Source organism: Mesorhizobium sp. LNJC394B00, assembly GCF_000502555.1.
GTDB lineage: Bacteria > Pseudomonadota > Alphaproteobacteria > Rhizobiales > Rhizobiaceae > Mesorhizobium.
In genome coordinates this window covers 60,335-74,459 of the sequence record NZ_AYWH01000003.1, presented here as the reverse complement: position 1 = coordinate 74,459, position 14,125 = coordinate 60,335, and the positions used below count along the sequence as shown (strand labels likewise).

The 14,125-nt window shown below is 63.2% G+C and carries 14 protein-coding genes; 11 read left to right on the top strand and 3 right to left on the bottom strand.

Annotation, left to right across the window (positions count from 1 at the left end):
• Positions 1-163 precede the first annotated feature (163 nt).
• From X751_RS149415 to pmtA, 7 genes are all read left to right on the top strand, one after another.
• Entirely contained in the window at positions 164-1,225 is a 1,062-nt protein-coding gene (locus X751_RS149415; protein ID WP_023744890.1) for an LLM class flavin-dependent oxidoreductase, read from the top strand.
• A gap of 110 nt (positions 1,226-1,335) precedes the next feature.
• The gene (locus tag X751_RS149420; protein ID WP_023741322.1) at positions 1,336-2,505 is read left to right on the top strand and encodes an AI-2E family transporter; all 1,170 of its coding nucleotides are present in this window, start codon (positions 1,336-1,338) and stop codon (positions 2,503-2,505) included.
• A gap of 82 nt (positions 2,506-2,587) precedes the next feature.
• Complete coding sequence (locus X751_RS149425) at positions 2,588-2,791, top strand: arylamine N-acetyltransferase (RefSeq protein WP_023703806.1); 204 nt, start codon at positions 2,588-2,590, stop codon at positions 2,789-2,791.
• Between the two features lie 22 nt (positions 2,792-2,813).
• Positions 2,814-3,812: an LLM class flavin-dependent oxidoreductase gene (locus X751_RS149430; RefSeq protein WP_023744889.1), complete on the top strand. Its 999-nt coding sequence runs from the start codon at positions 2,814-2,816 to the stop codon at positions 3,810-3,812.
• Between the two features lie 371 nt (positions 3,813-4,183).
• Positions 4,184-6,100: a molecular chaperone DnaK gene (gene dnaK / locus X751_RS149435; protein WP_023673200.1), complete on the top strand. Its 1,917-nt coding sequence runs from the start codon at positions 4,184-4,186 to the stop codon at positions 6,098-6,100.
• A 219-nt stretch (positions 6,101-6,319) separates the two neighbouring features.
• Positions 6,320-7,450, top strand: a complete 1,131-nt coding sequence (gene dnaJ, locus X751_RS149440) for a molecular chaperone DnaJ (protein WP_023681322.1) — start codon at positions 6,320-6,322, stop codon at positions 7,448-7,450.
• A 117-nt stretch (positions 7,451-7,567) separates the two neighbouring features.
• Positions 7,568-8,173 (top strand): phospholipid N-methyltransferase PmtA, encoded by a 606-nt coding sequence (gene pmtA / locus X751_RS149445; RefSeq protein ID WP_023687484.1) that lies wholly within the window; start codon positions 7,568-7,570, stop codon positions 8,171-8,173.
• A gap of 95 nt (positions 8,174-8,268) precedes the next feature.
• Here the strand turns inward: pmtA and X751_RS149450 are convergent, their stop codons facing one another.
• Positions 8,269-9,168, bottom strand: a complete 900-nt coding sequence (locus tag X751_RS149450) for a LysR family transcriptional regulator (protein WP_023744888.1) — start codon at positions 9,166-9,168, stop codon at positions 8,269-8,271.
• 131 nt (positions 9,169-9,299) lie between these two features.
• On the opposite strand from X751_RS149450, the gene X751_RS149455 reads away from it, so the two are divergent.
• The 4 genes from X751_RS149455 to X751_RS149470 all read left to right on the top strand — a co-directional run bounded on the left by X751_RS149455 (position 9,300) and on the right by X751_RS149470 (position 11,639).
• The gene (locus tag X751_RS149455) at positions 9,300-9,911 is read left to right on the top strand and encodes a LysE family transporter (protein WP_023744887.1); all 612 of its coding nucleotides are present in this window, start codon (positions 9,300-9,302) and stop codon (positions 9,909-9,911) included.
• Between the two features lie 120 nt (positions 9,912-10,031).
• Complete coding sequence (locus X751_RS149460) at positions 10,032-10,628, top strand: NADPH-dependent FMN reductase (protein ID WP_023703810.1); 597 nt, start codon at positions 10,032-10,034, stop codon at positions 10,626-10,628.
• The gene (gene pyrF / locus X751_RS149465; RefSeq protein WP_023701963.1) at positions 10,625-11,338 is read left to right on the top strand and encodes an orotidine-5'-phosphate decarboxylase; all 714 of its coding nucleotides are present in this window, start codon (positions 10,625-10,627) and stop codon (positions 11,336-11,338) included. The genes X751_RS149460 and pyrF overlap by 4 nt, the downstream gene beginning before the upstream one ends.
• 13 nt (positions 11,339-11,351) lie before the next feature.
• Positions 11,352-11,639: a DUF1330 domain-containing protein gene (locus tag X751_RS149470; protein ID WP_023701962.1), complete on the top strand. Its 288-nt coding sequence runs from the start codon at positions 11,352-11,354 to the stop codon at positions 11,637-11,639.
• An 18-nt stretch (positions 11,640-11,657) separates the two neighbouring features.
• Here X751_RS149470 and X751_RS149475 read toward each other — a convergent pair whose 3' ends face one another.
• Positions 11,658-12,911, bottom strand: coding sequence for a low temperature requirement protein A (locus tag X751_RS149475; protein ID WP_031247103.1), 1,254 nt, complete (start codon positions 12,909-12,911; stop codon positions 11,658-11,660).
• 90 nt (positions 12,912-13,001) lie between these two features.
• Entirely contained in the window at positions 13,002-14,063 is a 1,062-nt protein-coding gene (locus tag X751_RS149480) for a hypothetical protein (RefSeq protein WP_023703813.1), read from the bottom strand.
• Positions 14,064-14,125 lie beyond the last annotated feature (62 nt).

Here is a 14,125-nt window from a genome sequence, read left to right as displayed (position 1 = left end):
TATGCCAGCCATGAAAGTTTATGCTGTTGCAGCCGGGAGACGCGTTTTCCCTGAAACAAAGCCGGCCGAAACCGACATGCACTGTTCACTATCCGCCCCTCTGGCGGCCGGGGCGGCTCGCCGCTACCTCTAGCGGCAAATCAGAACATTTGGATGACATGCCATGGAACTCGGTCTCTACACTTTTGCCGACGTCAGCCCGGAGCCCGGCCCCGGCGCGATCGGCCCGCATCAGCGGCTGCGCAACCTGATCGAGGAGGTCGAGCTGGCTGACCAGGTCGGCCTCGACGTCTTTGGTCTGGGCGAACATCACCGCCCCGACTATGCCGCGTCCGCGCCGGTGGTGGGGCTGGCCGCCGCCGCCGAACGCACCAAGCGCATCAAGCTGACCAGCGCGGTCACCGTGCTGTCCTCCGACGATCCGGTTCGCGTCTTCCAGCAGTTCGCAACGCTCGACCTTTTGTCGGGCGGCCGGGCCGAGATCATGGCCGGGCGCGGCTCGTTCATCGAATCCTTCCCGCTGTTCGGCTACAATCTCGAGGACTATGACGAGCTGTTCGCCGAAAAGCTCGATTTGCTGCTGGCCATACGCGACAGCGTCAAAGTTACCTGGTCCGGCAATCTGCGCGCGCCGATCAACGACCGCGGCGTCTATCCGCGACCGCTGCAGGAAAAATTGCCGATCTGGATCGCAATAGGTGGAACGCCGCAGTCTGCTGCCCGCGCGGGGGTGCTCGGCCTGCCGCTGGCGCTGGCCATCATCGGCGGTGAGCCGGCGCGGTTTGCACCGCTGTTCGACATTTATCGCGATGCCGCCAGGCGGGCCGGTACCGACCCCTCGGGCCTTGCCACCAGCATCAATGTGCACGGCTTCATCGCCGGCACCACTGAACAGGCGGCCGACGATTTCTATGGCCCGCAGGCCGAAGTGATGAACCGCATCGGCCGCGAGCGCGGCTGGGGCCCGACCTCGCGGGCGCATTTCGATCAGTCGCGTGGTCCGAACGGCGCGCTGTTCGTCGGCGATCCGGAGCAGGTGGCGGAAAAGATCGTCGCCCAGCACAAGATCTTCAACAATGACCGCTTCCTGCTGCAGATGGCGATCGGCGCCATGCCGCACGCCAAGATCATGAAGGCGATCGAACTGTACGGCACCAAGGTGGCGCCGATCGTGCGCAAGGAGACCGCCAAGCCCGGCGTCGCCGTTGCAGCGCCAGCCGCCTGAGCGACGGGCGGCCCGGATTGAGGGCCTTGCCGGCTAACGGAACCTTGGGCTTGCAGAGGCGTTTCCGTCAGGGGAAAGCACCAATTGCGGTGCGCCGCTGAGGGAAAATCATGAAAGCCGAACCCGCCGCTTTGGGTGCTGGCCTTGCCGAGACCGAAGAGGCGAGAGTTGTGGCGCGTGCCGACACGCATCTGATGCGTTCGCTGCTCATCGGGATCTTCCTGTTCATGGCCATCTACGCGCTGTATTTCGCGCGTGCTTTCTTCATGCCGGTCATCCTCGCCTTCCTGCTGACGCTGACGCTGACACCAATCGTGCGCTTCCTGCGCAAGCGCGGCATTCCGGAAGTGGTTTCGGCGACAATGTTGGTCGTGCTGTCGATCTGCGTCTTCGGCGTTGCCGGCTATCTGCTCAGCGGCCCGGTCATCGACCTTCTCAACAACACCTCGTCGATCGGCCAACAACTTACCGAACGGCTGGCGCAATTGCGGCGTCCGCTCGAGAGGATCATGCAGATCTCGCATCAGATCGAACAGATGACGGAGACCTCGCAGGAGCCGGGCATCCAGAAGGTGGCGATGGCGCAGTCCGGCGTCCTGTCGGCCGCCGCCAGCAACGTCCTGTCGGCGGGGACAAGCCTGACCATCATCTTCGTGCTGTCACTGTTCCTGCTGGCGTCAGGCACGATGTTCTATGAGAAGATCATCCAGTCCTTCGCCAGCCTCAGCGAGAAGAAGCGGGCCTTGCGCGTCGTCTATGACGTCGAGCGCGAAATCTCGCATTATCTGCTCACCGTCACCGTCATCAATGCCGGTCTCGGCGCGGTTATCGGCCTTGGCCTGTGGGCGCTCGGCATGCCCAACCCGCTCGTCTGGGGAACGATGGCGGCGCTGCTCAACTTCCTGCCCTATGTCGGCGCGCTGATTACCATCGTGCTGGTCAGCGTCATTGCGATGATCAGCTTCGACTCGATTACCTACGCCCTCTTGGCGCCGGGCTTCGTGCTTTTGTGCGACATCGCCGAAGGCCAGTTCGTTACACCGATGGTTGTCGGCCGACGCCTCGAGATCAACGCCGTGGCGATCTTCATCGCCATCGCCTTCTGGTCCTGGCTTTGGGGCTTTGTCGGCGCGCTGATGGCGGTGCCGCTGCTGGTCGTCGTCAAAGTGTTCTGCGATCATTTCGATGGCCTCAGCCATGTCGGCAATTTTCTCGCCGCACAGCAGACGGCCGTGGTGGAGGAGGAAGCGGCCGAAGAGAACGGAAAGGCCGCGCCATAAGCTTGCCGCGCCTGTCCGTCATCTCGCATTTGTTGTCTTCAGGCGGAGTGCCTATATCGAGCCGGTCAACCCGGACCCTGCGATGAACGATGCCTCCTTCGACCTCGATTCCTATTTCGACCGCATCGGCTATCGCGGCCCGATCGATGCTCCGCTCGGCACGCTGAGCGCGTCGCATCGCCAGCGTCCGCAGGCGATCCCGTTCGAGAATATGGACCCGTTGCTTGGCACCAGCTCGACATCCTCATTCCCGACCGCGCCTTCGAAACCAGGGTCAGGCAGTTGAACATCGTAAAGGCTTGAGGCCCATGACCGCACTTTCCGTTCTCGACCTGTCGCCGATCGTCGAAGGCAGCGACGCCTCGCAATCGCTGGCAAATTCGCTCGACCTGGCCCGCCATGCCGAGCGGCTCGGCTACAAGCGCTATTGGCTGGCCGAGCACCACAACATGCCGGGCATCGCCAGCGCGGCGACCGCCGTGGTCATCGCCCATGTCGCCGGCGGCACCAAGACGATCCGCGTCGGCGCCGGTGGCATCATGCTGCCCAACCATGCGCCGCTGGTGATTGCCGAGCAGTTCGGCACGCTGGCGGCACTGCACGCCGGCCGCATCGACCTCGGCCTCGGCCGCGCGCCCGGCACCGATATGGGAACAGCGCGCGCGCTGCGCCGCAATCTCGAGGCGTCAGACAATTTCCCCCAGGATGTCGTCGAGCTGATGGGCTATTTCCAGCCGGCCGCGGAAGGCCAGCGTATCCACGCCGTGCCCGGCGAAGGCCAGAAGGTGCCGGTCTGGATCCTCGGTTCCAGCCTCTATGGCGCGCAGCTCGCCGCCATGCTCGGCCTGCCCTATGCGTTTGCCTCGCATTTCGCGCCGGCCGAACTCGACCATGCGCTGGAGATCTACCGTTCGCGCTTCCAGCCTTCGGAACAGCTGGACAAGCCCTATGTCATGCTCGGCCTCAACGTTTTCGCCGCACCGACCGATGGAGAGGCCAAACTGCTGTTCACCTCGTTGCAGCAGGCCTTCGTCAATCTGCGCACCGGGCGGGCCGGCCGCCTGCCGCCGCCGGTCGAGGGCTATGACCAGACGCTCGAGCCGATGGCAAAAACCATGATTTCGCAGGCGCTGTCCTGCGCCGTCGTCGGCTCTCCCGAAACCGTCCGGCAAGGCATAGACGCGTTCGTGCGCCGCACCGGCGCAGACGAGCTGATGGTGACCGCGCAGATCTTCGACCATGCGGCACGCGTGCGCTCGTTCGAAATCCTGGCCGAGGCGCATAAATCGCTGTCGCAGGCCGCGTGATGCTTTTGCCTGTGTCTGCTGTGGGCAGGCGCCTTCCTCAGCCAGGAGCCGCCTCTCTCACGCATAGGTGACGTTTTCTTGTGGTTTCGAAGCCCTGACTGGGCGCTTCGCCGGGGGATCGCGCAGATCCTGGGGTTTTGAGCGCGGTTTGAGCACATCCGGGCCGCCGGGCGGCTGTTCAAAGGCGCCAAGCGCGGCGCGGTGGATGCCATGCGCAGAATGCTTGCGCCCGATGCCGCCTGTTCTTATATACGCGCCAAGCCGCCCAGTGCCGGAATGCCGGTTGCCGGAGCGGAATTTCTTGTGAACAGGGGCTTTCGTCGGAACGCCTTACGGGTCCTGAGAGCCTGCTTAGCGGAGAGACTAGAAAAATGGCAAAAGTAATCGGTATCGATCTCGGCACCACCAACTCCTGTATCGCCATTATGGATGGCAAGGAGCCCAAGGTCATTGAAAATGCGGAAGGCGCGCGCACGACGCCTTCCATCGTCGCCATCTCGGGCGACGGCGAACGTCTCGTCGGCCAGCCGGCCAAGCGCCAGGCGGTCACCAATCCTGAAAACACCATCTTTGCGGTCAAGCGCCTGATCGGCCGCCGCTATGACGACCCGGTGACGGAGAAGGACAAGAAGCTTGTCCCCTACAAGATCGTCAAGGGCGACAATGGCGATGCCTGGGTCGAGGCCGGCGGCAAGAAGCAGTCGCCCAGCCAGATCTCGGCCATGATCCTGCAGAAGATGAAGGAAACGGCGGAGGCCTATCTCGGCGAGAAGGTCGAGAAGGCGGTCATCACCGTTCCGGCCTATTTCAATGACGCCCAGCGCCAGGCCACCAAGGACGCCGGCAAGATCGCCGGCCTTGAGGTGCTGCGCATCATCAACGAGCCGACGGCTGCAGCACTTGCCTACGGCCTCGACAAGAAGGATGGCAAGACCATTGCCGTCTATGACCTTGGCGGCGGCACGTTCGACATTTCGGTGCTCGAAATCGGCGACGGCGTGTTCGAAGTGAAGTCGACCAATGGCGACACCTTCCTCGGCGGCGAGGATTTCGACATGCGTCTCGTCGAATACCTGGCGGCCGAGTTCAAGAAGGAACAGGGCATCGACCTGAAGAACGACAAGCTTGCGCTGCAGCGCCTCAAGGAGGCGGCTGAAAAGGCCAAGATCGAGCTGTCGTCGACGACGCAGACGGAAATCAACCTGCCCTTCATCACCGCCGACGCGACCGGCCCCAAGCACCTGACGCTGAAGCTGACCCGTGCCAAGTTCGAGCAGCTGGTCGACGATCTCGTCCAGCGCACCATCGAGCCCTGCAAGGCGGCGCTCAAGGATGCCGGGCTGAAGGCTGGCGAGATCGACGAAGTGGTCCTGGTCGGCGGCATGACCCGCATGCCCAAGATCCAGGAGATCGTGAAGCAGTTCTTCGGCAAGGAGCCGCACAAGGGCGTCAACCCGGATGAAGTCGTCGCTTTGGGCGCCGCCATCCAGGCCGGCGTGCTGCAGGGCGACGTGAAGGACGTGCTGCTGCTCGACGTGACGCCGCTGTCGCTCGGCATCGAGACGCTGGGTGGCGTGTTCACCCGCCTGATCGAACGCAACACGACCATCCCGACCAAGAAGAGCCAGGTGTTCTCGACCGCTGAAGACAGTCAGTCGGCCGTGACCATCCGCGTCTTCCAGGGCGAGCGTGAAATGGCTGCCGACAACAAGGCGCTCGGCCAGTTCGACCTGGTCGGCATTCCGCCGGCGCCGCGCGGCGTGCCGCAGATCGAGGTCACTTTCGATATCGACGCCAACGGCATCGTCAACGTTTCGGCCAAGGACAAGGGCACCGGCAAGGAGCACCAGATCCGCATCCAGGCCTCTGGTGGCCTTTCGGACGCCGACATCGAGAAGATGGTCAAGGACGCCGAAGCCAATGCCGAGACCGACAAGCAGCGGCGTGCTTTGGTCGAGGCCCGCAACCAGGCCGAGGCGCTGGTGCACTCCTCCGAGAAGTCGCTGAAGGAATATGGCGACAAGGTTTCGGAAACCGAGCGCACGGCGATATCGGAGGCTATCACGGCGCTGAAGGCTGCTGCCGAAGGCGACGATGCCGCCGACATCGAGGCCAAGTCGCAGACGCTTGCCGAAGCATCCATGAAGCTCGGCCAGGCCATGTACGAAGCTTCGCAGAAGGAAGCGGCGGAAGCCGACGCCAAGGCGGACGCGGCCAAGGATAGCGACGTGGTCGACGCCGATTTCGAGGAAATCGACGAAAACGACGAGAAGAAGAAGTCGGCCTGACCGGTTGACGGCAAATAAAGCGGAAAGCCCGGCGCAAAGCCGGGCTTTTTTGCAACCCTCGCTGAAAAAGTGCGGGCCTTGCCGAAAAAGTCACTGAAAAACACAGGCACAAGCGCGCCGGCCCTAGCATCCGGGCATCACCGCTCCTAAATCGAGACAACGTGCCGGCAAACGACGCAACATGCATCAAGACGTTGAGCATCCGGACTGCGGGAAAAGATGAAAGCTGATTTCTACGAGACGCTGGGCGTGCAAAAGGGCGCCGACGAGAAGGAGCTCAAGAGCGCTTTCCGCAAGCTGGCCATGCAGTTCCATCCCGACCGCAATCCCGGCGATCACTCCTGCGAGCACAAGTTCAAGGAAATCAACGAAGCCTACGAAACGCTGAAGGACCCGCAGAAGCGCGCGGCCTATGACCGTTTCGGTCACGCCGCCTTCGAGCAGGGCGGCATGAATGGCGGCGCGCAAGGTTTTGGCGCCGGCGGCTTCGCCGACATTTTCGAGGATATTTTCGGCGACATGATGGGCGGGCGCCAGCGCCGCTCGTCGGGCGGCCGCGAACGCGGCGCCGATTTGCGCTACAATATGGAAATCACGCTGGAAGAAGCGTTTGCCGGCAAGACCGCGCAAATCCGCGTGCCGGCCTCGATCTCATGCACGGAATGCTCCGGGACCGGCGCCAAGCCCGGCACCCAGCCGGTGACCTGCTCGATGTGCCATGGCCACGGCAAGGTACGGGCGACGCAAGGCTTCTTCTCGATCGAGCGTACCTGCCCGCAATGCCAAGGCCGCGGCCAGACGATCAAGGACCCGTGCCCGAAATGCGCCGGCCAGGGCCGCGTCACCGAGGAACGCTCGCTGTCGGTCAATATCCCGGCCGGCATTGAGGACGGCACCCGCATCCGGCTTGCCAATGAGGGCGAGGCGGGCCTGCGCGGCGGCCCATCGGGCGACCTCTATATTTTCCTGGCGGTGAAGCCGCATGAATTCTTCCAGCGCGACGGCGCCGATCTCTACTGCAAGGTGCCGATATCGATGACGACGGCCGCCCTTGGCGGCTCGTTCGAGGTGACGACGCTGGACGGCAGTCAGACCAAGGTGAAAGTGACCGAAGGCACGCAGAACGGCCGCCAGTTCCGCCTCAAGGGCAAGGGCATGCCGGTGCTGCGCCAGCCCAATGTCGGCGACCTCTATATCCAGACCGCGGTCGAAACGCCGCAAAATCTGTCGCGCCGCCAGCGCGAGCTGCTGGAAGAGTTCGAGCAGCTGTCGTCGAAGGACAATTCGCCCCAGTCGAGCGGCTTTTTCGCCCGCATGAAGGACTTTTTCGAATCCTTCGGCGAGCACTGAACCCAAACCAAGGCCGCCACGCTTCCCGAACGTCATCAACATCTTATGCCAGATCGCGCCTTGCCTTGGACCTGTTAGCTGCTAAGTAGCGTTCGGGGAGTGTTGAGGAGAACTTGCATGGCACGTGGTCCGGGATTGCGGAAGGCGCTGGCGGAAAAGTTCGACGACGAACTCAAATTCTTCAAAGGCTGGATCGACAAGCCGAAGTCGGTCGGTTCGATCGTGCCGACAAGCTCCATCACCGCCCGCAAGATGGCTTCCATCGTCAATCCGAAGTCCGGCCTGCCGGTGCTTGAAGTCGGACCCGGCACAGGCGTCATCACCCGTGCAATCCTCGCCCAGGGCGTTAAGCCCGAAAACCTGTACGCGGTCGAATATTCCACCGATTTCGTGCGCCATCTGCGCCAGCTCTATCCCGGCGTCAACGTCATCGAGGGCGATGCCTTCAATCTCAACGCCACGCTTGGCGAGAAGAGCGGGATGGTTTTCGATTCCGTCGTCTCCGGCGTGCCGCTGCTCAATTTTCCGGTCGCACAGCGGATCGCCTATATCGAAAGCCTGCTAGACCGCATCCCGGTTGGACGGCCGATCGTGCAGCTGACCTATGGGCCGTTGTCGCCGATCCCGCCCGGCCGCGGCAATTACACGGTCAAGCATTTCGACTTCATCTTCCGCAACATCCCGCCGACGCAGCTGTGGATCTACCGGCGCGAAGCGCATTAGCTGGTATTGGGGGCGGGAGAAGTCTCTGGCGCCTTGTAGAGGATCGACGTCTCCCGAAGGAAGCTCGATTGAGGGTCGATCCACATCCTTGACTGTTATCCGCCTCGCAAACTCGTGGCGACCTCTCTGATCGCCGCGCACATGGCCCGCACGGCCGTTGCTTCGGCGCTGCTGGAGAACAGAAGCAGCAGAGGCCGACGCGCACGCGGCTCTAGAGGACGCCTCGCGACGGTTCGCTGCCAATCGGCCGGAAACGCCAGGCCTGGCGCAATCGACAAACCGCGCCCGGCCCCAACCAGAGCAAGCAGCGCCGCCATATCGCTCGCCGACAGGATGACAACTGGCGCAACGCCAAAATCCTGGAACAATTCGGCAAGCATTGGTCCGCAGCCGCCGCTCGACATGATGAATGGCTGGCCGTCGAGAGCGCGGATCGGAAATGACCCGCCTTGGACTGAGTTCTTTTGCGATGACGCTACAAAGAGTTCGTCGTCGACAAGTTCCTCGGCTTGGCAATTGCCGGCGATGTAGGACAGTCCAATATCGGCGGCACCGCGATCGACCCACTCCGCCACCTCGGTATCCGTGCCCAAGAGCAGTTCGACAGCAAGCTCCGGGTGCCGGACGGAAGTAATGTTCAACGCATATGGAGCAATCTTTACCGAGGCGCTGCTGACCAGCGCGAGCCGTACTCTGCCTTTGATGGAGTGTTCCCGTAGGCCGACAAGACGGCCTAAAGCATGCAAAGCGGCGCGCGCCGCGTCCAAAGCCGCCTCGCCGGTTGCGGTGAAAGCGACACCGCGCCGATCACGTATGACGAGGGGCGCGCCAACGATCTCCTCCAGCGCCTTCATTGCATGGCTTATGGCCGATTGAGAAAGACAGAGCCGCTCGGCGGTTTTGGTGAAGCTGCGCGTCTCGCTGAGCGATGTCAGGACGCGCACCATCGTGATGTTGATATTAGCTTTGTTCATGGCTGCCGAAATATCTTTCATTTGGCTCATATTAAAGAGCGCTGTAGGTTTTGTGAAGGTGAGGGAAACGACCCTCGAAATCGGCGAGCGGCTTTCCTGGCCTCTCCGGCATGCAGGCGTGCGGTACGACGAGACTGAAACTGGAGTATCGCATGAGCTACCTTCCGCAATTCCTGACCCTTGCTTCGGTCTTCCTGCTCGGCGCCATGAGCCCAGGACCCGATTTTGTAGCCGTGACTTCCCATGCGCTGATCAGCCGTCGCGCGGGGTTCCATGTGGCGCTTGGCATTGCCGCAGCGATCATGGTGTGGGCGGCTCTCGCGATGTGTGGCCTGGGCCTCGTACTGACGCAGATTGCATGGGCTCACCTTGCCGTCCGGATCGCCGGTGCCGTGTATCTCGGTTACCTGGGAAGCAAGATCCTTTTGTCGGCTTGGCAGGCGCGGCCACCGCTGGCCGTCGGTGGCGCAGAGACCACGGCTCCTTGGCGAAGCGGATTCGTTGTCGGAATTACAAATCCGAAGACGGCCGCGTTCTTCGCGAGCCTGTTCATATCGGTATTGCCGATGCAGGCTCCGATCTGGGTCCAGGCAGTGTCGCTGGCCATAATCGGGATGGTCGCGATGGCGTGGTTTGGGCTTGTCGCGCTAATGTTCTCCACAAGAAGGGTTCGGTCGGTATATGGCAGCGTCCGCAGGCCGATAGATGCCTTGCTCGGAGTTGCACTCATCGCGCTGAGTGCAAGAATTGCGGTCACCCACTAGCAATAGCCCAGCTGCTCGGCACACCTTCGCGCGCCTGCCCCCCGATCGTTTCCGTTTTTTGAGCCAGTGCGTTGATTTGCGCAGCCTCTGGCTGTACCTGTCCGGGAACAAGAGTGGCCAATGGCTGTGATCGCGAAAATCCTCGTCTTCGCCGGCTCGGTGCGCAGCGGCGCCTTCAGCGGCAGGACCGCCGATGTGGCGCAGAAGGAGCTGGCCATGCAAGGCGCCGAGGTGACGCGCATTTCGCTGGCCGACTATCCGCTGCCGATCATCGACGAGGACCTCGAAAAGGAAAAAGGCGTTCCCGACAACGCCGTGAAGCTCGGCCGGCTGATCGCCGCCCATGACGGGCTGCTGATCGCGACGCCGGAATATAATGGCTCGATCCCGCCATTGCTCAAGAACACGATCGACTGGGTAAGCCGGGTGCGCCTGGATGGCGGCCGGCCGGTGAGGCCATTTGTCGGCAAGGTCGCCGGCCTGTGCTCGTCTTCCAACGGACATTTCGCCGGGATCCGCTGCATCAACCATCTGCGCGCCGTGCTGGTGCGCTGCCAGCTGGAGATGGTGACGCCGGAATGCTCGGTATCCGATGGCGGCAATGCCTTCGACGGCGACGGCAATTTCAGGGATGATAGACTGACCAAATCGATGGAGCACCTATGCCGCACGCTGATCGAAACCTCGCGCATGCTGTCGACCCGGACCGGGGCATGATTTCCACAGCCATGCAGGCCCACACCATGAGAGACAGGCTGATCGTCGGCCTCGACGTGCCGACGGTGAAAGAGGCCGAACAGGCGGTGCGCGAACTCGACGGCGTCGTCTCCTTCTACAAGATCGGCTATCAGCTGGCCTTCGCCGGCGGGCTCGACTTCGCCAGGGAGTTGGCCAGCGGCGGCACCAGAATCTTCCTCGACATGAAGCTGCTCGACATCGACCACACGGTGGCCAAGGGTGTCGAGAACATCGTGCGCATGGGCATGACCATGCTGACCATCCACGCCTATCCCAAGGCGATGCGGGCCGCGGTGGAGGCCGCCAGGGGCAGCGACCTGTGCCTGCTGGCGGTCAGCGTGCTGACCTCGATGGACGAGCAGGACGTGATCGACGCCGGCTATGAATATGACCCGCACACGCTGGTGCTGAGGCGCGCCGAACAGGCGCTGCATGCAGGCATGGGCGGCGTCGTCTGCTCGGCCGAGGAGGCGGAAGCGGTGCGCCGCATCGTCGGACCCGACCTGGCGGTGGTGACGCCGGGGATACGGCCCAAGGGCAGCGACCATGGTGACCAGAAACGCGTGGTGACGCCCGGCCAGGCGATCCGCAACGGCTCCAGCCATCTTGTTGTGGGCCGGCCAATCGTGGCGGCAAGCGACAGGCGCGCGGCGGCGGAAGCCATACTGGAAGAGATGCGCGCCGCGTAACGAGGAGAAGAAAATGCGCAAGGGATACTGGATAGCCCGCGTCGATGTGCGCGACGCTGAAGGCTACAAGGACTATGTCGCTGCCGCCAAGCTCGCTTTCGACCGTTTCGACGTGAAGTTCCTTGCCCGTGGCGGTGAGCATGAAAAGGCCGAGGGGCCTGGCCGCGCCCGCAATGTCATTATCGAGTTCGAATCGCTCAGCGCGGCGCATGACTGCTACCACTCGCCGGAATACCAACGCGCCGTCGCCATCCGTCAGAAAGTGGCCGATGGCGAGATCGTGCTGGTCGAGGGTATCTGACGCGCGAAGCTGCTCTGCTCAGTGCGGCGCTTCCTCCTGCGCCAGCACCTCCAGTTGATGGCGGTGCCCCGACAGCTCATAGCCGACAACGGTGACGGCCGGCGCTAGCGTCAGTAAGATGAGGCAGACCGCCATGTCGACGCCGGCAAGGGCGGCGATGATGGCAAGTGCGACGACCGCAGCCGTTCCCGCCAGCAGCCAGACGTGGAGGGGATCGAAGCGCTGGACGAGATAATAATACAGCGCATAGATCGCCCCCAGGAACACGCCTAGCGGAATGGCGACTGACAGCAGGGTCGCTACCGGGCCGTTATGGGTCTTGTGCTCGATGAAATAGGCCGCGACATGCAGCCCGGCGCCGGTGGCGACGATGGCAGCGACGATCACCATCTGGCCATAGCCCCAGACGAAGGAACGGCTGCGGTGCTGGTGCAGCACCGTCCCCGAGGGCAGCATGTAATAGACCCACCACATGCCGAAGGTGAGACCCATTCCGGCAATGCCGATCAAGGCGGCATCGAGGTCCCAGCCCTGCTCCTCGACCGCGGCCGACAGCGTCGCCAGCGTGCCGACCACCCCTTCGCCCAGCGCGATGATGGCGAACAGGCTGTAGCGCTCGGCGACGTGGTGCGCGTGCCAGGGCGTGCCGCCATCCCGGCGTTCGGCGATGACCGGTCCGGCAAGCTCGATGAGAAGCAGGACCGCGCCGAAAGCCAGGCTGGTCTCCAGCGAGAAATCGACCAGGATCTGCACCACCCAGCCGATCTGGGCGATCGCGATGGCGATGGCATAGGTGAGACAGGCACGCCGCCGCCCAGGGTCCTGCCGCGCCGCGCGCAGCCATTGGAAGATCATGGCGACGCGCATGATGACGTAGCCCAGCACCATCACCGAATTGTTGAGGTGTTCGCCATGCTCGATCGAGGCGAACATGCGCGGCAGGCCGATGGCCAGCACCAGCACGCCGATCATCTGCACCATGGTGACGAGGCGGAAGATCCAATCGTCGGTGTCATAGGCGGAGGAAAACCAGGAGAAATTGATCCACGCCCAGCAGATGGCGAAGCTGGCAAAGCCGAAGCCGATCAGCGCCGCCGCGTAGTTGCCATCGGCAAGGGCGTGCGCCAGTTGCGCGGCGGCAAGGCTGAAGGCGGTGACGAAGGTCAGATCGAACAGCAGCTCGAGCGGCGTGGCGACGCGATGCGCCTCGTGCGGATCGCGCCCGGCCATGCGCCTGATGTGATGGTGGAGGGAGCTTGCTGGTGTGCTCATCGCGCGGCCTTGCCTGAGGACTGTCCCGCGACACTAAAGGTGGAGCAAAAGCCGTCAAGGCGCGGTAGGTCGCGCTGGTCCCTCGACCGTTCAGATCGCCTGTCGGTTCAGTCGGTTCGCCGCCGTCTCGGCAACCGCATCGGCCAGCGTCATGCCCCATTGCATCAGGCAATAGGCGCGGAAATCGAAGCAGGGCAGGCCGGGACAGACCTCGAACTCGATGAGGTGGACATGGTCGTTAGCCTCGACCCTGAAATCGAGGGAAAACACGTCTCGCAGGCCGAGCCCGCTGACCAGCCGCTCGGCGATGCGGCGGATGGTTGCCGCGGCTGCCGGCTGGGTGTCGGCAACCGCCTCCAGCACCGGCTCGCTGTATAGTCCAGCCGCCTTGGCGGCCTCGCCGGTGTCGCCGTAAAGCGCCATCGAGTCCGCCATGGTCTGGAAATCGCCGCCGGAGTCGACGAATGCAACGCCGAGCGCTTCCGCCCCGGCATCCGTTTGCAGCCCAAGGAAGCTGGCGCGGACATTGCGACCGCCGACATAGGGCTGGACGACGACATCGTCGCGATAAGCGGCATAGACCCGCCGGCTAAGCTCCAGCGCATGGGCCAGGTCGTTGCAGCGTGAATCCGGCCAGATGCCTACCTTGGAGCCGAGCCGGTTCGGCTTGACGAACCAGCCGGCTTCCGAAGCTGGCGGGTCGGCCAGCCAGCGGCCGTCGCGGGCCAGGCCTGCCTGCGGCGCCGGCAGGCCGAGCGCGCAAAGCACGGCGCCGGAACGGAACTTGTCCTGGCAAAGCGCGAACAGCGCATCGTCGGCTCCGATGGTTCTAAGCCCATTCAGCCTGGCAAGTGCGGGCGCTGCAGCACCGCGGAAATAGGCAATGCCGTCGGTCAGCGTCCAGACCAGCGTGGTTGCGGGATCGGCCTTCGCCAGCGCGCTTGCCGCATCGTCGAGTGCAACCGGCATAAAGGCGAGGCCGCGCTTTTCACAAGCGGTCGCCAGTTGATCGAACTCAGGAGCGAGATCGGTCGACTGCGCCAGATAAGACGAGATTTCCAAGGCGCGCTCGGCGGGAAAGCCGTCGGCGACCAGCCTGTCGAAACAGGCCTTTTCCGGCTCGTGGACGAGGATCAAGGTCGGGCGCGGCATGGGTCAAAGCTTCTCGGTGATGCAGCCACACCATCGCACGGCCAATGCGATCGGCTTGCGCG